Source organism: Sphingomonas dokdonensis, assembly GCF_002197685.1.
Lineage (GTDB): Bacteria > Pseudomonadota > Alphaproteobacteria > Sphingomonadales > Sphingomonadaceae > Sphingomonas > Sphingomonas dokdonensis.
The window spans coordinates 1-17,415 of the sequence record NZ_NBBI01000008.1; the positions used below are offsets into that span (position 1 = coordinate 1).

26 protein-coding genes are annotated in these 17,415 nt (G+C 62.3%); 17 read left to right on the forward strand and 9 right to left on the reverse strand.

The window, feature by feature from the left end; genetic code table 11:
• Positions 1-18 precede the first annotated feature (18 nt).
• A complete protein-coding gene (locus SPDO_RS14745) occupies positions 19-213 on the forward strand; it encodes a hypothetical protein (protein ID WP_088368290.1) in 195 nt (64 codons plus the stop codon).
• Here the strand turns inward: SPDO_RS14745 and SPDO_RS14750 are convergent.
• The gene (locus SPDO_RS14750) at positions 202-1,398 is read right to left on the reverse strand and encodes a tyrosine-type recombinase/integrase (protein WP_088368291.1); all 1,197 of its coding nucleotides are present in this window, start codon (positions 1,396-1,398) and stop codon (positions 202-204) included. The genes SPDO_RS14745 and SPDO_RS14750 overlap by 12 nt on opposite strands.
• Before the next feature lie 22 nt (positions 1,399-1,420).
• Here SPDO_RS14750 and SPDO_RS14755 point away from each other — a divergent pair, with 22 nt between their 5' ends.
• Positions 1,421-2,158: a hypothetical protein gene (locus SPDO_RS14755; RefSeq protein ID WP_143559667.1), complete on the forward strand. Its 738-nt coding sequence runs from the start codon at positions 1,421-1,423 to the stop codon at positions 2,156-2,158.
• A gap of 692 nt (positions 2,159-2,850) precedes the next feature.
• Here the strand turns inward: SPDO_RS14755 and SPDO_RS14765 are convergent.
• From SPDO_RS14765 to SPDO_RS14780, 4 genes are all read right to left on the reverse strand, one after another.
• Complete coding sequence (locus SPDO_RS14765) at positions 2,851-4,053, reverse strand: hypothetical protein (RefSeq protein WP_088368294.1); 1,203 nt, start codon at positions 4,051-4,053, stop codon at positions 2,851-2,853.
• A 684-nt stretch (positions 4,054-4,737) separates the two neighbouring features.
• Positions 4,738-5,043, reverse strand: a complete 306-nt coding sequence (locus tag SPDO_RS14770; protein ID WP_088368295.1) for a hypothetical protein — start codon at positions 5,041-5,043, stop codon at positions 4,738-4,740.
• A gap of 249 nt (positions 5,044-5,292) precedes the next feature.
• The gene (locus SPDO_RS14775) at positions 5,293-5,808 is read right to left on the reverse strand and encodes a type II toxin-antitoxin system VapC family toxin (protein ID WP_245829557.1); all 516 of its coding nucleotides are present in this window, start codon (positions 5,806-5,808) and stop codon (positions 5,293-5,295) included.
• A 13-nt stretch (positions 5,809-5,821) separates the two neighbouring features.
• Positions 5,822-8,491 carry an Eco57I restriction-modification methylase domain-containing protein gene (locus SPDO_RS14780; protein ID WP_088368297.1) on the reverse strand — a complete coding sequence of 890 codons (2,670 nt, stop codon included), beginning with the start codon at positions 8,489-8,491 and terminating at the stop codon, positions 5,822-5,824.
• Between the two features lie 281 nt (positions 8,492-8,772).
• Between SPDO_RS14780 and SPDO_RS16740 the strand changes: the two genes are divergently transcribed.
• Together SPDO_RS16740 and SPDO_RS17390 are read left to right on the forward strand one after the other, a co-directional pair.
• Positions 8,773-9,087, forward strand: coding sequence for a hypothetical protein (locus SPDO_RS16740; RefSeq protein ID WP_143559668.1), 315 nt, complete (start codon positions 8,773-8,775; stop codon positions 9,085-9,087).
• The gene (locus SPDO_RS17390; RefSeq protein WP_425441961.1) at positions 9,084-9,269 is read left to right on the forward strand and encodes a ribosome modulation factor; all 186 of its coding nucleotides are present in this window, start codon (positions 9,084-9,086) and stop codon (positions 9,267-9,269) included. The genes SPDO_RS16740 and SPDO_RS17390 overlap by 4 nt, the downstream gene beginning before the upstream one ends.
• Positions 9,270-9,341: 72 nt before the next feature.
• Here the strand turns inward: SPDO_RS17390 and SPDO_RS14785 are convergent, their stop codons facing one another.
• Positions 9,342-9,704 carry a helix-turn-helix domain-containing protein gene (locus SPDO_RS14785; protein ID WP_158212210.1) on the reverse strand — a complete coding sequence of 121 codons (363 nt, stop codon included), beginning with the start codon at positions 9,702-9,704 and terminating at the stop codon, positions 9,342-9,344.
• A 74-nt stretch (positions 9,705-9,778) separates the two neighbouring features.
• Here SPDO_RS14785 and SPDO_RS14790 point away from each other — a divergent pair, with 74 nt between their 5' ends.
• The gene (locus SPDO_RS14790; RefSeq protein ID WP_245829544.1) at positions 9,779-10,057 is read left to right on the forward strand and encodes a DNA-binding protein; all 279 of its coding nucleotides are present in this window, start codon (positions 9,779-9,781) and stop codon (positions 10,055-10,057) included.
• Positions 10,057-10,518, forward strand: a complete 462-nt coding sequence (locus SPDO_RS14795) for a hypothetical protein (protein WP_088368299.1) — start codon at positions 10,057-10,059, stop codon at positions 10,516-10,518. Before SPDO_RS14790 ends, SPDO_RS14795 begins: the two co-directional genes overlap by 1 nt.
• Before the next feature lie 8 nt (positions 10,519-10,526).
• Here SPDO_RS14795 and SPDO_RS14800 read toward each other — a convergent pair whose 3' ends face one another.
• Positions 10,527-10,751, reverse strand: a complete 225-nt coding sequence (locus tag SPDO_RS14800; RefSeq protein ID WP_088368300.1) for a hypothetical protein — start codon at positions 10,749-10,751, stop codon at positions 10,527-10,529.
• Positions 10,752-11,032: 281 nt separating this feature from the next.
• Here SPDO_RS14800 and SPDO_RS14805 point away from each other — a divergent pair, with 281 nt between their 5' ends.
• The 6 genes from SPDO_RS14805 (at position 11,033) to SPDO_RS14830 (ending at position 13,160) form a co-directional block, all read left to right on the forward strand.
• A complete protein-coding gene (locus SPDO_RS14805; RefSeq protein WP_088368301.1) occupies positions 11,033-11,515 on the forward strand; it encodes a hypothetical protein in 483 nt (160 codons plus the stop codon).
• A gap of 122 nt (positions 11,516-11,637) precedes the next feature.
• On the forward strand, positions 11,638-12,084 hold the full coding sequence (locus SPDO_RS14810; protein WP_088368302.1) for a helix-turn-helix domain-containing protein: 447 nt from the start codon (positions 11,638-11,640) through the stop codon (positions 12,082-12,084).
• Positions 12,081-12,263 (forward strand): hypothetical protein, encoded by a 183-nt coding sequence (locus tag SPDO_RS14815; protein WP_088368303.1) that lies wholly within the window; start codon positions 12,081-12,083, stop codon positions 12,261-12,263. The genes SPDO_RS14810 and SPDO_RS14815 overlap by 4 nt, the downstream gene beginning before the upstream one ends.
• The gene (locus SPDO_RS14820; RefSeq protein ID WP_088368304.1) at positions 12,260-12,481 is read left to right on the forward strand and encodes a hypothetical protein; all 222 of its coding nucleotides are present in this window, start codon (positions 12,260-12,262) and stop codon (positions 12,479-12,481) included. Before SPDO_RS14815 ends, SPDO_RS14820 begins: the two co-directional genes overlap by 4 nt.
• The gene (locus SPDO_RS14825) at positions 12,481-12,966 is read left to right on the forward strand and encodes a hypothetical protein (protein WP_088368305.1); all 486 of its coding nucleotides are present in this window, start codon (positions 12,481-12,483) and stop codon (positions 12,964-12,966) included. The genes SPDO_RS14820 and SPDO_RS14825 overlap by 1 nt, the downstream gene beginning before the upstream one ends.
• A complete protein-coding gene (locus SPDO_RS14830) occupies positions 12,963-13,160 on the forward strand; it encodes a helix-turn-helix transcriptional regulator (protein WP_088368306.1) in 198 nt (65 codons plus the stop codon). Before SPDO_RS14825 ends, SPDO_RS14830 begins: the two co-directional genes overlap by 4 nt.
• Positions 13,161-13,521: 361 nt before the next feature.
• On the opposite strand, the gene SPDO_RS14835 is transcribed toward SPDO_RS14830, so the two are convergent.
• On the reverse strand, positions 13,522-14,130 hold the full coding sequence (locus SPDO_RS14835) for a superoxide dismutase (protein WP_088368307.1): 609 nt from the start codon (positions 14,128-14,130) through the stop codon (positions 13,522-13,524).
• A gap of 71 nt (positions 14,131-14,201) precedes the next feature.
• Entirely contained in the window at positions 14,202-15,299 is a 1,098-nt protein-coding gene (gene pspF, locus SPDO_RS14840) for a phage shock protein operon transcriptional activator (RefSeq protein WP_245829546.1), read from the reverse strand.
• Positions 15,300-15,530: 231 nt separating this feature from the next.
• Between pspF and SPDO_RS17275 the strand changes: the two genes are divergently transcribed.
• The 5 genes from SPDO_RS17275 (at position 15,531) to SPDO_RS14860 (ending at position 17,407) form a co-directional block, all read left to right on the forward strand.
• A complete protein-coding gene (locus tag SPDO_RS17275; protein WP_281252605.1) occupies positions 15,531-15,662 on the forward strand; it encodes a hypothetical protein in 132 nt (43 codons plus the stop codon).
• Positions 15,663-15,741: 79 nt separating this feature from the next.
• Complete coding sequence (gene pspA / locus SPDO_RS14845) at positions 15,742-16,410, forward strand: phage shock protein PspA (protein WP_088368308.1); 669 nt, start codon at positions 15,742-15,744, stop codon at positions 16,408-16,410.
• A gap of 1 nt (position 16,411) precedes the next feature.
• The gene (gene pspB / locus SPDO_RS14850; RefSeq protein WP_088368309.1) at positions 16,412-16,699 is read left to right on the forward strand and encodes an envelope stress response membrane protein PspB; all 288 of its coding nucleotides are present in this window, start codon (positions 16,412-16,414) and stop codon (positions 16,697-16,699) included.
• Positions 16,699-17,082 carry an envelope stress response membrane protein PspC gene (gene pspC / locus SPDO_RS14855; protein WP_088368310.1) on the forward strand — a complete coding sequence of 128 codons (384 nt, stop codon included), beginning with the start codon at positions 16,699-16,701 and terminating at the stop codon, positions 17,080-17,082. Before pspB ends, pspC begins: the two co-directional genes overlap by 1 nt.
• A 28-nt stretch (positions 17,083-17,110) precedes the next feature.
• Complete coding sequence (locus SPDO_RS14860) at positions 17,111-17,407, forward strand: hypothetical protein (RefSeq protein WP_088368311.1); 297 nt, start codon at positions 17,111-17,113, stop codon at positions 17,405-17,407.
• Positions 17,408-17,415 lie beyond the last annotated feature (8 nt).

Consider the following 17,415-nt stretch of genomic DNA (forward strand, 5'->3'; position numbering starts at 1 on the left):
CCCCCTATCTAAGCCCCGATGCCCGCCCAACCGCCCCCTCCCGACGACGACGCGCCGATCTGCGACGGGATCGCACACGCTTGGCGGATCCTACCGGGCAACTGGCAAGAGCAGTACGCCGTGGCGCGCTGCTGCGGCATCCGCGCCATTTCGCGCTTCAACGGACCCTGGGCGCTGGTCGAGGAAGACGATCCGCCCGCGTCAGCCGGTTAGCATCGCGCCCCAGGCGTCGAAGATCTCGCGCCGGCGGCCGAGCTGCTGCGATCGGTTGTACGCGCCCTCAACCTTGGCCGCTGAACCGTCCTCGGCCTTCAGCGTGTGGCCGAGCGCCTGGTCGATGCCGCCGCGCTCGAGCGGCATGGTCTCGTTCATGATCGTCGAGAAAGTGGCCCGCCAGCCGTGCGGGACGTGGCGGCCGGCGAACGATGTCCGCGCGTAGAGCGCGCCGATCGCCGCCTCACCGAGTGGTATGGCCCCGCTGGCACCCGGAAAGATCAGGTCGTTACATTCTGTGCCACGAGATGAGGCGCCGCGCAGCACCGCCACGGCAGCCGGCGACAACGGCACGACATGGTCGTGCGCGGCGTCGTTCTTCTTCGCCGCAGCGAGCTTCATCCGCGCGGCCGGCACGCGCCAGATCGGCGTCGCCCCGTCCAGATCCTTGATCTCGCTCCACCGCGCGCCGCGCGCCGCCGCCCATCGCATGGCGGTGAGCGCCAGGAACCGTGACGCAAGCTTCGCTGCCGGCGATGCCTCGAGCTGGTCGACTTCGGCCATCAGCGCGCGGGCGTCGCCCGTCGTCATCAGCGCGGCATGGTGACGGACGGCGGCCGGCTTCTTCAGCCCCTGCGCAACCTTCTCGGCTGGATCATTCTCGCACCAGCCTTCACCGATCGCCAGCTCGAACACGGCCGAGATACGCTGCCGCAGTCGCCGCGCCGTCTCTCGGGCGCCACGACGCTCTACCGCGCGCAGCAGTTCGAGCACGCCGGCCGGCGCGATCGCGCTGAGCGGTTGCGCGCCAATCGCCGGGAACACGTCGCGCTCGAGGCTGACTAGGACGTCGGCCGCATGAACCGGCGTCCAGCCCTCGAGCTGGACGGCGTGCCAGGCACGCGCGGCCGCCTCGAAGGTCTCGACGCGCGCCGACCGGGTGCGCGGATCCTCGCCGCGGGCGAGTTGCTCGCGCGCCGCGTCGGCACGAGCCCGGGCCGCGATCAAGTCGACCTCAGGATAGCTGCCAAGCGTCAGCAGCTGCTCCTTGCCGACGTAGCGGAAGCGCCAACGAAAGCTCTTAAGGCCGGTCGGAGCGACGTAGAGGTGCAGCCCGGCGCCGTCGGCGAGCTTATAGGCGGCCGCTCGCGGCCGCGCGGCCTTGACCGCGGCGTTTTTGAGCATCGATATGTCCCCGGGGGTGAGAATGGAGTCGCTTGAGGTCAGCCGGGAAGCGGCAGAAAGAGCGCGGCGCGATCTGCAGCCTCTGCTGAACACCTGGATTGGCAGGCTGAACGAATATCCTGGCTTTGGCGCATGGAAACGCGAGGCGCTTGGCGCGTCTTTAGATCGACTAGATATCGGAGTGGAAAGTTCAGTCCCTCACGGCGACTTTTACTTCGATGCCGAAACGGAGCGGCAGCACCGCATCGTAAGCTCGTACTATGCCTTGTGGGCGGCTCAGAACGACATACGGGACTCTGGTTACTACTTCCGACGATTCCCATTCAGCGGCCTGCCGGTCACCAAGGCGTCACACCTCCGCATGTGCTGCGAGCTCTATTTCAACCGTATCCATCACTTTCGGGAGCGTTGGAGAGCATTTCTGAAGGTGATGAAGCGCAGCGGAAGAATGAAAGCGCTGCAAGAGGAGCATTTTATTGAGGCGTTGGCAGACCGGTTCTCCAACGAAATCGCGGCGCGCAACCGTGTGCATCACGAGGCTGCCTTTGACGATCCCGATATCTCAGCACTTACCATCGCAGGAATGCTAGCGAGGGATAATGACGAAAAGGGATGGGGTTTGGCAGGATCTTGGACCTACCGCCGCGCCTGTAAGGTATGGGTGAGGCGAGTTGAAGCGGCGGCAATGGATGCTGACTTGTTTATTGGCGTTGCGGCGACCCTCATGCTGGCATCTGCTGATTTTCTTAAAGTTGATTGAGAGCCACGGCGGAGAACCCCTCCGCCGCGGTCACGCTTTTCTGCCTTTTGTCGTAGCTGTCGTACCCGCATCCATCGAGGCGATACCCACCCGCGAATGTCCGCTATTGGGAGGTAAGCGGACATAAACTTAAGCGAATTCATCCCGCTTCTGCTTCGGCCGTAGCCGCCGCACTCTTCCGGCGGCGGCGTGCCAAAGCCGAGTTTCGAACCGCTTGCGTTCTTGCATTGCTTCGCCGTCACCCGCTTTGGCTCCTAGGCCAAGCCAGTGCCGGTAGCCGGTCATGTCGTCTTGATTAAAGCAGCTCAACGCCATGTGCTGGGCTGCGCGAATGTCGCCTCTTTTGTGTGCCCGCCGATATAGTCCAGCCGCGCTAAAGGCGTCCGCGGGCTTTCCAAACGGAGCAGCGCCTCTATCGTTGGAGAACCAATCGGCAAGCTCGATCATTGCCCCTGCGTGCCCACGTAGAGCGAGGTGCCACATAATCGGCAGCCACTTACCAAGGTGACGCTCATATCGGATCGCCAAGCCCTTCAGGTAGAGCCGATCCGTAGGCGTGTCGTCGTTTATGCGTTCCACGGCGCGACCTTCGCACATGGTTTTGCTGTCCGCTATTGGGCGTTTGCTGCCGGTCCGCTTTCGGCGGCCGCCGACACGAGCGTGGAAGGCTAGATTGGCGTAGAGACAGCCGCTTAAGGTGATAGCGGTGCTTGCCGAAGCCGCTCAGAATAGCCCTTTAGTTGAAGTGCCTTACGCGGAGACAGCGACCGTCCTACAGTCGCGATTATCGCGTGGCCCTCTTTCAATCGGCCTTGCAAGAAAAGACACCGAGCCTGTTCAACCAGAGCGCGTTCGCGAACAGGCAAGTTACCGTAAGGATCGAAGAACGAGTCTACTCGCGAGCCATCCTCCACACCTGTCCAGCCAAAGCGGACTTCTGCTGGCGTCTGTGCCGCCAACTTGCGGTAGCGCTGCGTTGCCTCGGCAAGGGTGATCCTTCCTGCGAGCAGTTCGAAGCGGGTGCGTAACAACGAGCTTGCCGGCCCAGGCGCGCCGGCTTCAAGGCGATCGAGAACCGAGCCGAGCCATGCCACATTGATGTTGCCGGTTTCAGCCTGAACTCCCAAGATGTTGAAAGCCGCGATCGCCGCCAGATGCGTTAACGTCGTTGCCGCATTCACTTCAGCTACTGTCGGTCGAGGGTTTTCCGAAGCGCGCACCAGCTCGATCGTCGGATCCAGCGAAAGGATCGCCTCAAGATCGGGCTTATGGAAATAGCCGATCACGACCAGCACGGTCTTGCCCGGCCTAGCCGCAGCAGCGGCACGGATCCGCTGTGCCTGCATGAAAGTGCGATAGAGGTATAGCCTGCGCGGCAGATCCTGATCTGCGCGAGGCGACGGTTTGGCGGCCCAGGCGGTGACCTTTGATGTCTCCGTGGCGTCTTCGGCCGCGAAGAAGTCGCGTTTCAACGCACTCGGATCTGGGAAGCTAAGGAAACCCTGAAATCCGGATGCTCGGCGCACCTCCAAAGGTGTATCCAGATCGAGGCCGAAGCCGAGTATCTGATCCTCGACCGATGGCATCCAGTCGATGGGACACAGCGCCGTGTGAGATGTCTCGGCATAGGGAAGAATAATCCCCTGAACCTCGTAGGTATACTCGTAGTAGCTACCACGCGCCGCTTGCTCTGGCGGTCGCTCGATACAGATCGCATCGGGCCGGGTCTGCTGCAGGTAAGCGGCGAGAAAACCGGGCTGGTCCGATTGAGAGACGAGTTGCGCCCCATGATCTACCCCAAGAATTATCACACGTGTTCGTGGAGCTTGTTCAGCATGCGCAACTTGGGAAACCAAGCCTGACAGCAGCAAAAGACACACAGCCACAAACCGCATCAATCTCGATCCTTGATAGTTCTAGGATCGGCTTATGTGTCAGCGAACCAGCGGCTTGTCACCCGCCGCTGCGAACCGGACTTGCCGGAGGGTGTGGTGGTGATGACGATGAAGATACTAGTCCTCACCGGCCATGTTTTCGCGGCATTCTGATGCCGTTTTCCCACCAATGACCGAGCCAATACCCATGGTAAATGTCCGAGATTGGGCAGCGCCCCGAGTGGTTCTGAACGTCCGCTATTGGGCGTAAGCGGCCAGTCCGCTCCCGCGGCGAACACGACGGAGATACCCTCCCCGTTGGCCACGCATTTCTGGCCGATATAAATCGCTATTGTACCCAGCCTGATCAAAGCAGTACCCGCGACCCTCCGTCGGCCTAGCTATGCCGAGCGCGAGGCACTTTTGGTCAATGAGGCCTACTAGGCCTGTCCGAACGGCCTAGGACATCAATCGCTTGCTGGACATAAGCGGCGGACAGGATTTCGTCTTCAAGATCTAGCTTTTTCAGCACCAATCTTAGAAGATCGAAACTGCTTAGTCCGGTTGCTTCGTTCATGAGCGTTTCACCTTAAGTAGTGAAGCGCCCCAAGGCTTCCTTCGCTGCGGAGCCTCGCATCATGCAACGATAGCGCCGTGGCGATATCATCCCAGCTCATTCAATGAAAGCGGTAGATACGAACGGGATCAGCCGGACAGCAAAGCTTCCATCTTTGCATCGGCGTCATCCGTGAGGCGAAGGAAATCGCCCTTAACCACGACGACTGCGTCTTGCTCAAGGACCTTGATCCAACGCTCCAGTACCTCTGTTCGGACGCGCAACGTCTTGCCCACGGAGGCCGGATCGGTCTCGCCCCCGTTCCGGGCAGCGAGAAACAGGTAAAGTAGCAAGTCCCAGGCGTGCTCATCAAAAAGTTGAGCAGGAAAGTATTCTGACCGACGGTCACGCACAGAAAGAACCTGTTGGGCTCGCGCCACCGCCTTGTCGGACATGCAATGCTCCTTCGAAGCGTTAACTATTCAAGAGCTCATTCGTTCAACGAATAGACACCGCCGATAACGTAAAAGGATCAGGGCCGCGGACCTGCCACATCGAACCCGTGTGAGAAGGCGTAAGCGGTTTGATGTCCAGCGTGCACGGCGGAGACATCCTCCGCTACGGCCGTCCAAACGCTTGAGGTAAGGTATTAGAATAGGCATTATAATGCCCAACTTATACCCGCATGCGCCCAAGCGCCACTTTTAGCCGATGGTTTCGCCTGTCGTAATGTTATGGATGCGAAAGCTATATCCTGCGCCGAAGCATTTTAGAAAGTCGGTCAGGTCATTCGTGACGATCACCAAGTCTGGTCTAAAAGTGCAGTGTGCGGTAATCTGGTCGGCCATTTGCATAAGGTATGCATCGACATAGTCTATCTTGTGCTTTGACATCCATGCGACGTCCGCTCCTAAATAGCGGTGTACCGCCGCCTCAGGTGAGCCGTGAGGCGCTGGAAGAAGGCGGACCCCAGTACCGGGGGTGAGCAACCAACGGAGCAGCCATTCTGCACGGTCGTGACGCTTTTGTTTGCCGATGAGAAGGCTACAGGCCTCAGCGATCACTGGCGGCGCGACGGCCAGATGGAAGTCCTCCTGCTCCTCAAGGAAATACTGAGCGTAATCGTGCAGGTCGTCGTTTGGGTCAGCGAAAGCTACAAGTATGTTTGTGTCGACAAGCGCGAGGTTACGTGGGAGGTCTAGCTCCGCACCGTCGAGCACAAACAAGGGCATTTCAGATGATCAGATCTATGCCTGCGGCCTGCGCCGTACTTATGATAAGTGCGTCGATTTCCATCCCGACTGGCTCCGCGATCTCTCCTGTATCCCCCAAATCTAGTCTCTGCCGCGCGAGATCTGCAAGCTCCTGTATGACATCCGGATTGTCGAGCACCGCCGTTAAAACCGGCAGACTGCTAAGCACTCCTGGCTCAAACTTGAAGAAATCGCCACGAAAGGTTGGAGCCTGTTGTTCAGCAAAGCGGCTGATTACGGGGCTGTTCAAGTAAGCTAGCAGCGGCAACGTGAGATCTGGATCCGCCGGCACGACCGCGGTTCCGCCGACGAGAAAGGTTGTTCCTGCCACATCGGCTGCAAAAGCAGTTGCAGGCGCCAAGTCGCGTATTAGAAGCTTCGGGCGCCGCAACCATTTTTCGTCACGTGGGCGAATGAGCTGGTAGTGCTCGGCACCAGTCCCACTAAGGCTGGAGCGCGCGGCGAGAATGTCGCGATATGCCCACAGGTACTCTTGGGTGCGTGGGTACCGCTCTCGAAGTTCAAGCTCGGAAATAGCTCGGTTGCCCCGATACGGGTACAGCAGCCTGCGTACAGGGTTGACCTCCGTGAAGCGGGCAAGCTCAGAGCCGAACACCACCGGCTCAAGCAGATCTGTTTCGATGAACCACTGTTCACCCAGGCCGTTTGTCACTCGCGCTAATGACGACCCATCATCTTCCAGCACTTCCAGAACGAAGATGTCGTTAGCTCCTGTTCGGATGCCTTGCTTGACCGTTGCAATGTCTCCGAGGCGGATTGAGGCGTCGTCAAGGAGGACACGGACCCGCTGTTCACGCACCGATAGCAGCTGCCAAGGTCTAGCCCCTGGATGCCGAGCATCATACGAAACTAGCTGACTCTCGTGGTTTCCGACGTCACCGGCCTCGGCTTCGAGGAGCTCCGAAGTCATAAAGTCGGCATCTAGCGAGCGAACGGTAATAGCCCGGACCGGCAGATGACTCCTTTGGTCTTCGGTCTTTCGAGCTACGATGCACCCAACGTATGCGTCGGCATCGAAGAGCTTTGTGGACCCGAAATCGACAATAACGTCCATGTGACACTGAGACGTCAAAACGTGCCTGAGCGGTTCTGCACTTTTGTTGATGAAAAGCCGGTTCGGGATCACAAGGCCAAGCACGCCCTCCGGGTTGAGGATCTGGATCGCTCGTTCAACGAAGAGTGAGGAAAAGTCGTACCGACCTCGTGCTGTCGCGTACGTAGCTTCGAGCTGCTCTCGGTTGGTCACAAGAGTGGTCGCGAGAAAAGGCGGGTTACCGAGCACTACATCGTACTCGCCCTGGAGATCGCCCCATGTTTCGGAGTTCAGGCCATCAGCCTGTCGGACGAACTGAGACAGGTTCGGCAACGGCAGGGCGTCAGGTTCCTCAATGAGCCTCTGCCACAGGTGGAGACGAGCTGCGGTAACTGCCTTTGCGTCGACATCGATCCCAACTATGTGACCACCTTCGACGATTTCACGTCCCCAAGCTCTATTCGGGTTCTGTCGTTTCAGATGGATGAGCAGCTGATCGACGGCTGCGACAAGGAACGATCCTGAGCCACAAGCGAAATCGATGACGCGTGGTATCGTCCCTTCCTGTTGATGCTCGAAGGCCCTGTTCAGGCAAGTCGTCGCCAAATATGTCGTGAGGAAGCGTGGGGTGTAATACGCGCCTGCTGATTTTCGGATGCTAAGCCGCTCGACACCGCGTTGTGGCTGAGCAAAAAGCTCGCTTTGCGCTGGCAGTGGAGCGGGCTGCATGACTGTCGACAAGTACTTCTCGTATGCCGACCCAAGCACATCAGCACTGATCCACGAAAAATCGTAGCGAACGTCACGGCCGGGTACGCGCGCCGGAAAATAGAGGTCGCGTATGACGCCGCTTAGAATGAAAGGCTCGATCGCTTCGGCGGCGTCGTCAGCAAATAAGTCACTGCCGATGTGTCGTTGAGCGCGACAGAAAATTTGTGTCCATAAATCTCGATCAAACGAGTCAGGAGAGGTTGCCGTGTCGAGGACGCTAGGCATTGACCGGTCGAGCCCACGGTCTTCGACAGTTCGTAGCACAAACAACTGCGCATAGAGCGTCTGCAGTTGCGCATCTATCCGAGAGACAGTTCCTCGAGAGTAGCGCACGGCTTTTTCACGCCACGCGTCCAGCCGCTCGACTAGCGCCTCGTCCACGGGTTTGAGGAACGCGGTCGGCCGCTCGTAGTCGAGTAGACGCCGAGCTGGCTCGCCTTGGCGTACGGCTTCTGGGAAGAAGGCATCAAGCAGCCTGCCTTCTCGAGCGAATGTCGAGCCGTTGATTGGCGGTAGGCGGTACCAACGCTCGTCCCGAAGCCAGCGAGCGCTAAGAACATGGATGCCAGCGCTGTCCGCTACCATCCCCCAATGAGAAGAGGCATGGTAGCCGTACAAAGATACGGCGTCGAGCTCCTCTCGGGTGGCTTGTCCTTCGAAATGGGAAAAGACGATCGCACTTTCGCCGTCGAGGTGCGCGTTCTGGATCGAGATCGGGCGGCCCGACGCCCCGGTGATCTCGCGACTAATCAGCTGGTCGCCTGACCACCCCATTGCGGCGGCCAAGTGCTCCGGCGCTTCTATCTGAAATTGCCTAAATTGCACGCCACGGTCCCATTCAACTGAGGTGCTGCCCTATCACCTAGTCGGCAGCTTAGAAACGTAGCACGACGGTCATCAACAAGATGCCTTTGGACAATAGATTGGCGGAGGTGCCCTCCGCCCCGGTCACCAAAGGAGCGCCAGAACCGGGTCGACGTCCGCTCATGGGCGCGATTTCGGTGCAATTACCCGAGGCATGTGCTATCTAGCTGGCACCGCACGGCACGTCCTGAGCGATGTGCGGCTGAGAGCCCGCTGCTCCCGCTCTGATAGGGAGGCGAGTCGTGGATCTCAACTATTTGCTCGGCCGCGAACAGCAAGCTTTGTACATGGCGGCCACGTCACTTTCGTCGAGCGCTCGTATGGCGCATCGGGCGTTTGCGAAAGCTTATGGGGTGATAATTGCGGACAGTGGCTTTCCCCACCGGAACAACAGCGCTCAACGTGACCCAGTAGCTCCGCAATCATCTGCGGCGGAGAACCAAGACCGAATTGATGATTGGGAAAGCGAAGGCGGCAGCGTCAGACCCAAGCCGACGACGCATGTCGGGTCAGTCGTTCAGCAACAAGCAAAACGTGCTGAGGAACCCAAATCATGAGCATCTTGCCTCGGATTGGCCGATCGCACCTCGACGCAGCTGCAGAAGAAGGTCGCAATGCCGCCCAGGAGCCATCCGCCGACGAAGATGCTTGCCCCTACCTCAGTAACGATCAACCGATGACACGCCACGCTTGGCTACGGGGCTTTCGAGAAGCCTGGAGCGCCCGCTTAAAACGATAACTAGGTGACGTCGCTTCGGCTGAAATTGGCGCCATCGCTCTGGCTACGGTAAAACGACGTAACTGCAGGCTTTCAACGCTGCACCGCCGGCTGATCGACGGCAGGATGCGAGGGCTTGTGCGTGTCACCGGCCATGCGCCGAACAAGCAAGAGAAGTGCGTCACGAGCGGGTTGGTCGAGGCGAGTGGCGAGGTCGAGCAGCTCTGCCGCCCAGCCTTCCACGGCGAGTTCCTGGCGGACCCCGGTGAGGATATAAGCGGCATCGACGCCGTTGACCGCTAGACGCTGCAGGTAGGCAGAGTCAGGCGAGCGCGTCGCTTGCTCATAGGTATATTGGGTGTTGCGAGACACGCCGCCCAAAGCTGCAAATTCGGCCTGGTTAAGACCGCGCAGCTCGCGCGTGCGTCGCAGACGAGCAGCTAATTCACCGTCCACGATACATCCGCATTGACTCTGCCTCGTTCGCGATGCACAAATGCCTCATCAGTATCCACAACGAGGCATGACAGATGCCGCACGATTCGCAATCGCCGGAAAGCAGCGGCAGCGCCGCGCCTGCGCAGGTTCGCCGTGCGGCGGTGCACGCCGACATGCGCAGCCGCGGGCAGACGATCGCGAGCTGGGCGGACGAACACGGCTACTCCCGCCGCACCGTCTATCACGTGCTCTCGGGTCGTCTGCAGGGCCACTTCGGCATCAGCCACAACATCGCCATCCGCCTTGGCCTCAAGGCCGGCGAGCTCGACCCCGCTGCCGAGCCGGGCGCTTGCATCGGAGACGCGGTGTGATGAACATACTCACCCCCGATCAGCAAGCATTTCACCCCACTACGGCGCAGCGGCGGCTTGATCGCTATCGGGCGTTGCAGGCTGGGCTTGATGCAACTGCGGTTCGCGGCATCGCCACAGGCGCCAGCCTGGACTTCGACCGTGCCGACTACGCCCTTGAACGGCTCGTAAAGGCCCAAATCGAATTTGCTGAGGCGCAGCTTCGTGCGACCGAGAGGCACACAGCCGAAGAGGCAATCGACCCGCATGAGGCGCCGACCCGTTCTCATCTGAGCCTGAACGAGGCGCGAGAAGCGTCGGCGCGAAGCGGAAACGAAGCGGAAGATACTTCGGGCGATCTCGATGCACGCAGCGTTCGAATTGCATGCCTCCGCTTCGCGACTGAGCACGCGCGCGGTGATGCCGCGATCGCGACGGCCGAGCGGATGGCGCGGTTCGTGCTGGAAGGTCAGGTTGTATGAGTGGCGCGTCAGCTTTCGCCGGCGTCGGCCGCCTCGGTGCCCACACCGGTCGTGACGAAGGCGAGATAATGCTCGTACGTCGCTTGCACCGCCAGACGAGGGTTGTTCATTCGAGCGATCAGCTTCTGCAGCTTTGTGTCCGCGCCCCCGTTCGCCGCCGCGCGAAGCGCCACTTCCGCCTGCGTCAACGTCGCGGCCACAATCGCGGCTGCATCGCCCTGAACCTTGTGCATGGAATTGCCCTTCGTGCTGGAGTCGATAACCGCACGATAGCCGGAAGGGGTCGGGCGTCCAGCCCGGCCCCGGAAGGCGCGCACCCCTCATCCTCTTTCGGCCGTTGGCAGACCGGCCGGAACCCGCGTTGGGCGACGCGGGACGTGTGTCTGTCGCATTGCATAGTGCTCCCCAGGGAGGGCGGCGCCGGTGCTTTAGCCGCGCCGGCGCCGTCTTTTCCCGCGAGTGCTTGCAAATGTCCCTCGGAAACGAGACATCCGTTTCTCATCGTGCCGCACCGGTGACGCACGCCCGCGCTCCCGGCTCGATCGAACAGGCACTCGACCGGATCGCCGGCGACCCGCTCGTCGGCGGCTGGGCTGCAATGGCGACGATCGTCGAGCGCGGCGAAAGCACGGTGCGCAACTGGGCCAATCCGACCACGCCCGAGTCGATCCCGCTCGATCTGGCGCTGCGCCTCGACCTCGCCTGGCAGAAGGCCGGCCTGGTCGGTGCCCCGATCCGAGACGCGTACAACGGCCTCGCCGATCAGCTGCGCGAAGCCGAGTTCGGCTGTCAGATGGAGCTGCTGCGCGCCGCCGCGGTCTTCGCCCGTGAAAATGGCGAGGCCGAGGAATGGGCGATGCTGGCGGCGCTGCCCGAGGCGACCGTGGCCGACATCGACAAGGCAGTGCAGGAAACCAGCCACGCGGTAGCGCACGGTCAGGGCCTGCTGAGCATCTATCGCCGGCTGCGCCGTTCGCGCTCCCGCGGCCCGCCCTGATCTAACCGGGCCGGCTCGGCCGCAGCGCCCGTCACTGCCGAGTTTTTCCCCTTTCCGCACCTGCCGCCCGCGTCGCCTTCTCGCGCTTCGCGGAGCGGCTTTGTGCTGCCTGGACGCTGCCGATGCCGACGATCGCTGAAGCCCGCACCACCTGGACCGCAACGGTCAGGTTCACGCCGGGTTCGTACCTGAAGACGCGCCGCACGGCGCAGCTGCTCAGCGTGCATGACGTGGCGGCGCGCATCGCGACGCACCCGCACCTGCCCGAGCACGACCTGGTGGCGTGGCTTGAGCGGATCGAGGCGGATGTGGTGCCGGCGTCCATCCACACGATTGACGCGCTGCGCAGCGTCTACCGCTTCGATCGCTCGGTGCTCGACAGCCTGGCCGCGATCGCGCGCGGCGAGCGCGATCCGATCCACACGCCGCGGATCTGCCGCATCTGCGCCTGCAGCTGGCGCTGCTCGTGCAGGCGCGACGGCGAGGAATGTGGCTGGGTCGCTGGGCAGGATCTCTGCACCGCGTGCGAGCAGCGCGCCGTGCCCTCGACGGGGGCAGCAGCGGAGTGACGAAGGTCCGCCTCCGGGTCCGGGTCGCGCTGGTGATGATCGCCTTTGCGCTCGGCGTCGCAATCGCCGCGCGAGCCGGACGCGACCGCGGCGACGTGCCTGCCCTCTTTCTGATCGTCGCGATGCTCGCCGCCGCGACGGCCGACTTCATCATCCACAAACGGGAGCGCCGCTCATGAGCCTGCACCGCCAGCTGGATCTCGCCCAGCCATTTCTTCCCGACCTTCACTCGATCGCGTGCGACTGCGCCAGCTGCGAGGCGGAGCGCGACGAACCGACCTTGCTCCGCTCGCTCGGCGAGAGCGTCGTGCTCGGTGCCGGCGCCGTCATCCTCGGCCAGGTCGTCGGCCACCTGCTCGACGCCGCCGGCATCCTCGCGCTGATGGGGATCGGCTGATGGCCGAGGAACGCTGCACAAGTGTGAACGCCGCTGCGTCTGTCGCAGATGCGATTGCCACGTTGGACGCGCTGAGCCGTACGCGTGCGCTCACCCACGACGAGTCGCTGCGGCTGGAGCGCCTGCTCAACCGTCAGAACGCGTCGGCACCGGCGAAACGGCGACCGCGTATAGGTCGCCGACCACGGCCAGTGCCGCCGTCCATCGAGGAGCGCGTCCGTACCACATTGGCCTCTATGCGCGCCGACTTTATGGCGCCTCGCGCGATCTATCTTGCCCCCGACGACCTGGTCGCGGCCACGGAGCTGGGTTTCCGCGAAGCGATAGACGGCGTGCCGATCAGACCGACGCGCGGTCGCGCCCGATCGTGCATCTACTCGAAGCAGGGCGTCGCACGCTCCCTGGGACAGCGCGGCGCTGGCGCCGTCCCCTACCCCTTCATCGCCAGCTCGTCGCCGACCGGCGCCAAGAGGATCATCCCATGAACGCCGATCGCGGCCGCTTCTTGCGGGCAAATGACGTCATCCGAGAAACCGGATTGAGCCGCACCACGATCTACCGGCGCGAGCGCGAGGGCAACTTCCCGAAGCGCGTGCGCCTGAGCACCAACGCGATGGGCTGGTGGTCGGTCGATATCGACAGGTGGAAAGAGGAGCGGCTCGGCGTCGAGTTGCACTGACCTCAACCCGATGAAGGTTGGGGGTATTTCAGGGGGTATCGCTCAACCGACAATTCTCAAATTCCCCCTGCTATCAGCAGGATGTATCAGATGCGCGCGATCCTACTCAGGGAGCCAGCGGGGCCTGATCCCCGCGCGCATTACGCCAGCGACGATCCACTTCCCCACGCAACGGTTACCCTTCAGGCCGTCACCCTGAACTCGTTTCAGGGTCCACGTCCCCGCACGCGACGACGCTGCTGGCGGCCCGATGGCTGCTGAACCAGGCGCAGCATGGCGTACGCCACCGATCGCTAACACCAACGAAAAAGGGGCAGGCCGTCAGGCCCACCCCTCTTGCGTGCATAAGCGTCAGGAAGGCTTAGGCAGCGTCGAAGCGCCGACCGGCCTCTTCCCAATTCACCAGATCCCACCATGCCTTCAGATAGCCGGGGCGATCGTTCTTGTAGGTGAGGTAATAGGCGTGCTCCCACACGTCGTTGCCCAGGATCGGCGTGCCCTTGTCCTTGGCATCGTCCATCAGCGGATTGTCCTGGTTCGGCGTCGACGTCACCTTCAGCGCGCCCGACGAATCCTTGATTACCCACGCCCAGCCCGAGCCGAACTGGCCCGCGCCCTTGCCGTTAAAATCTTCCTTCAGCTTGTCGAGGCCACCGTAGGCGTCGATCGCGTCCTTCAGCGCGCCGGTCGGCTGGCCGCTCTTCGACGGGCTGGTCATGATCTTCCAGAAGAAGTCATGGTTCCAATAGCCACCGCCATTGTTGCGGATCAGCGGCGGTAGCGAGGACATCATACCCATGATCTCTTCGATCGACTTGCCCGCGAGCTTCGAATCGGCCTCGACGCCTTCGTTCAGCTTGTTGGTGTACGCCGCATGATGCTTGTCATGGTGAAAGGTCATCGTCTCCTTGGAGATGACCGGCTCCAGCGCGTCGTAATCGTACGGCAGCGGCGGAAGTTCGAAAGCCATGGTGGTTTCCTCCTGTGTTGGGGGTTTGCGCAAGGGAACGCGACGCCGTCCAAATGGCTCCACCGCACTCGTTACGCAACCGCTCCGATCAGATCGTGGCGACGCAAGGCATGGCGCAACTGATCATAGCTGAGACCCAAGGCATCGGCGGTTGCACGCTGATTGTAGCGATTGTCCGCAAGCGCACGGGTCAGCAGCTCCTTTTCGAACAATGCCACCCGGCTCTTGAAATCGGACGGGCCAACGTCGCACGCCGCCACTTCGTCACCCTCACTGGTCGCCGCAGGCTGGCTCGGCTGCGGGGCTGCGGCAGAGGGCGCGGGCGCAGGCTGCACCGGCGCGCTGTTGCTGCCGGGGCGATAGGGCGATTGGAACGGGTCGAACTCGATCTGCTCGATCGCCCCATCGCGCTCCCAGCGATACACCGATCGCTCCACCACGTTGCGCAGCTCGCGCACATTGCCCGGCCAGCGATAATCGCGCAGCGCCTCCTGCATCGGCGGCGAAAAGCCGTGCCAGCGATCCCAGCCCATCTCCGCTGCCATGCGCCGCCCGAAATGGTCCGCCAGGATCAGGATGTCGCTCTTGCGCGCGCGCAGCGGCGGCAGCGTCACCACTTCGAACGACAGTCGGTCGAGCAAGTCGGCGCGAAACTCGTGCCGGTCCACCTTGTCCGGCAGATGCTCGTTGGTCGCCGCCACGATGCGCACGTCGACGCGGATCGGGCGCGAGGCACCGATCCGCGTCACCTCGCCATATTCCACCGCGCGCAAGAGCCGCTCCTGCGCGCCCATCGATAGCGTGCCCAGCTCGTCGAGAAACAACGTGCCCCGGTCGGCTTCCTCGAACCGCCCGGCCCGCGCCTTGGTCGCGCCGGTGAACGCACCCGCCTCGTGCCCGAACAGCTCGGCCTCGATCAGCGTCTCGGGCAGCGCGGCGCAGTTCATCACCACCAGCGGCTGGTCCCAGCGCGGGCTCAGACGATGGAGCCGCTCGGCGACCAGTTCCTTGCCCGTTCCGCGCTCACCGATCACCAGCACGGGCCGGTCGAGCGCGGCCGCGCGGCTCGCGCGTTCCAGCGCATCGAGGAACGCCCCCGACTGACCGATTACCTGGCTCGTGCGCTCCGCCATCGCCTTCCAACCCCGTTCGCCCAAGCCTTGGCGCATCTTACCAATGCTTGGCAAGACGTGTCTGAGTCTGGCAAATCACATCGTGGCCGCCACCCTGCACGCGTGACGCCGGATAGACGTTTGAAAACGCGGCATTCCTTGTTTTTCTACGGGTCGACGCCGCTGCCACGGGCCGGAAAAATCAAAATTGGCACGCCCCCTGCAAAGCATCGGGCACAACCGCAAAACGCGGTGAAATCTACCAGGTTCAGACAAAGGAGACCCGCCATGACCCAGTTCGCCACCATCGGCCGCAACCTCGCCGCCATCGCCTTCGCCGTCGTCTTCAGCGCCACCATGGTGCTCGGCGCGGTCGGCCCGGCGGGGGGCGCCGCCCCCATCGTTCACGCGGTCGCGTGAACGGCGCCGCCGGGGCGGGTCTTCCCTCGCTTCGCCCCGGCGGCAAGCCTATAAAAGGGCATCACCAGGAGTTTCGTTGATGGGCATCTTTTCCCGCACCCGCGACATTGTCGCCGCCAACATGGCGGAGCTGATCGAGAAGGCCGAAGATCCTGCCAAGATGATCCGCATGATCATCCTGGAGATGGAAGAGACGCTGGTCGAGGTGCGCGCCTCCGCTGCACGGACGATCGCCGACATCAAGGAGATGCGGCGCCACATGGCCAAGCTTTCCGAGATCGAGGCGAACTGGACCGAAAAGGCCGAGCTCGCTCTTTCCAAGGATCGCGAGGATCTCGCCAAGGCAGCACTGATGGAGCGGCAGAAGGCGACCGACATGGTCGAGCAGCTGCGCGCCGAAGTCGCCGTCCTGGATGATACGCTGCATTCGTCCGAGGAAGACATCGCCAAGCTGCAGAACAAGCTGCGCGAGGCGCGCACCCGGCAGAACAACATCGCCACGCGGCTGGAGAGCGCCAACAACCGCTCCCGCCTACGCGAGATGTGGAATGGCCCGCGCACCCACGATGCCTTCAGCCGCTTCGAGATGCTGGAACGCAAGGTGGACGAAGCCGAAGGCCGCGCCGACGCCATGGGCCTGGGCGCGCTGCCCAAGAGCCTCGACGAGGAAATCGCCGAGCTCAAGGCCGCCGACCGAGTGGATGCCGAACTGGCCGCGCTGAAGGCGCGCCTGAAGAAGGATAACTGAGATGGAGGACATCTTCGTCCCGCTAATCGCCATCACCTCGATCTTCATCGGGCTGCCGTGGCTGATCATGCACTATGTCACCAAGTGGAAGCAGGCACCCGGGTCGATGACGACCGAGGATGAGGCGCTGCTCGACGAGTTGCACTTGCTCGCCAAGCGGCTGGAGGATCGGGTGAACACGGTTGAGCGCATCGTCGCCGCCGACAACCCCGATTTCCGCCCGGGCCTCGCCGATTACCGTTCGGCACCCGACTACCGCCTCGAAGACCGTATCCAGGGGAGGAACTGATGGCCGACAATCGCCGCACCAAATTCTACCTCAACCGCCAGGATCGCAAGTGGAAGGGCGTGTGCGCCGGCATCGCGGATTACACCGGGATCGAGGTGCTCTGGGTTCGGATCGGCATGATCCTTCTCACCCTCGCCGGCGGCTTTCCGTGGACGCTGGTTGCCTATCTGCTGATCGGCTGGATGGCCGAGGATAAGCCCGCGAACCTCTACGGCTCGCCCGAAGACGCCAAATTCTGGCAGGGCGTGCGCACCAATCCCAAGCGCACCACGGCCGAAGTCCGCTCCAAGTTCCGCGAGCTGGACCGGCGCCTTGCCGACATCGAAACCCATTACACCAGCCGCAACACGCAACTGGCTGACGAGATCGAGCGCCTGCGCTGAGCGCCAGGTGCGGGAGAGGAGACACGCGATGATGTTCGGTGGACCGTTCTTCGTGCTGGCGATCGTGATGATCGCCACCGGGGCCTGGCTGATCAACAACTGGATCCGCGCCAAGCACGGCTATTCAATCAGTGACGATTGGGGCCGCAACATCGGCAAGGACACGCCGGAGGCAACCCGCAAGGTCGAACTGCTGACGGGTGAGAACGAACGCCTTACCGGCATGGTCACCCGGCTGGAGGAGCGCATCGCCGTTCTCGAACGCATCGCCACCGATCCCGCCACCCGCACCGCGCATGAGATCGATCAGCTGCGCACCCGCTGACCAAAGGG

Excerpts from the sequence above, each read along its gene's own strand:
- SPDO_RS17275 (WP_281252605.1), top strand. The coding sequence starts at position 15,531 with ATGACCCAGTTCGCCACCATCGGCCGCAACCTCGCCGCCATCGCCTTC.
- SPDO_RS14745 (WP_088368290.1), top strand. The coding sequence starts at position 19 with ATGCCCGCCCAACCGCCCCCTCCCGACGACGACGCGCCGATCTGCGAC.
- SPDO_RS14820 (WP_088368304.1), top strand. The coding sequence starts at position 12,260 with ATGAGCCTGCACCGCCAGCTGGATCTCGCCCAGCCATTTCTTCCCGAC.
- pspF (WP_245829546.1), bottom strand. The coding sequence starts at position 15,299 with ATGCGCCAAGGCTTGGGCGAACGGGGTTGGAAGGCGATGGCGGAGCGC.
- pspC (WP_088368310.1), top strand. The coding sequence starts at position 16,699 with ATGGCCGACAATCGCCGCACCAAATTCTACCTCAACCGCCAGGATCGC.
- SPDO_RS14755 (WP_143559667.1), top strand. The coding sequence starts at position 1,421 with ATGGAGTCGCTTGAGGTCAGCCGGGAAGCGGCAGAAAGAGCGCGGCGC.
- SPDO_RS14770 (WP_088368295.1), bottom strand. The coding sequence starts at position 5,043 with ATGTCCGACAAGGCGGTGGCGCGAGCCCAACAGGTTCTTTCTGTGCGT.
- pspB (WP_088368309.1), top strand. The coding sequence starts at position 16,412 with ATGGAGGACATCTTCGTCCCGCTAATCGCCATCACCTCGATCTTCATC.
- SPDO_RS17390 (WP_425441961.1), top strand. The coding sequence starts at position 9,084 with ATGAGCATCTTGCCTCGGATTGGCCGATCGCACCTCGACGCAGCTGCA.
- SPDO_RS14830 (WP_088368306.1), top strand. The coding sequence starts at position 12,963 with ATGAACGCCGATCGCGGCCGCTTCTTGCGGGCAAATGACGTCATCCGA.
- SPDO_RS14825 (WP_088368305.1), top strand. The coding sequence starts at position 12,481 with ATGGCCGAGGAACGCTGCACAAGTGTGAACGCCGCTGCGTCTGTCGCA.
- SPDO_RS14750 (WP_088368291.1), bottom strand. The coding sequence starts at position 1,398 with ATGCTCAAAAACGCCGCGGTCAAGGCCGCGCGGCCGCGAGCGGCCGCC.
- SPDO_RS14800 (WP_088368300.1), bottom strand. The coding sequence starts at position 10,751 with ATGCACAAGGTTCAGGGCGATGCAGCCGCGATTGTGGCCGCGACGTTG.
- SPDO_RS14810 (WP_088368302.1), top strand. The coding sequence starts at position 11,638 with ATGCCGACGATCGCTGAAGCCCGCACCACCTGGACCGCAACGGTCAGG.
- SPDO_RS14795 (WP_088368299.1), top strand. The coding sequence starts at position 10,057 with ATGAACATACTCACCCCCGATCAGCAAGCATTTCACCCCACTACGGCG.
- pspA (WP_088368308.1), top strand. The coding sequence starts at position 15,742 with ATGGGCATCTTTTCCCGCACCCGCGACATTGTCGCCGCCAACATGGCG.
- SPDO_RS14790 (WP_245829544.1), top strand. The coding sequence starts at position 9,779 with ATGCCGCACGATTCGCAATCGCCGGAAAGCAGCGGCAGCGCCGCGCCT.
- SPDO_RS14860 (WP_088368311.1), top strand. The coding sequence starts at position 17,111 with ATGATGTTCGGTGGACCGTTCTTCGTGCTGGCGATCGTGATGATCGCC.
- SPDO_RS14835 (WP_088368307.1), bottom strand. The coding sequence starts at position 14,130 with ATGGCTTTCGAACTTCCGCCGCTGCCGTACGATTACGACGCGCTGGAG.
- SPDO_RS14765 (WP_088368294.1), bottom strand. The coding sequence starts at position 4,053 with ATGCGGTTTGTGGCTGTGTGTCTTTTGCTGCTGTCAGGCTTGGTTTCC.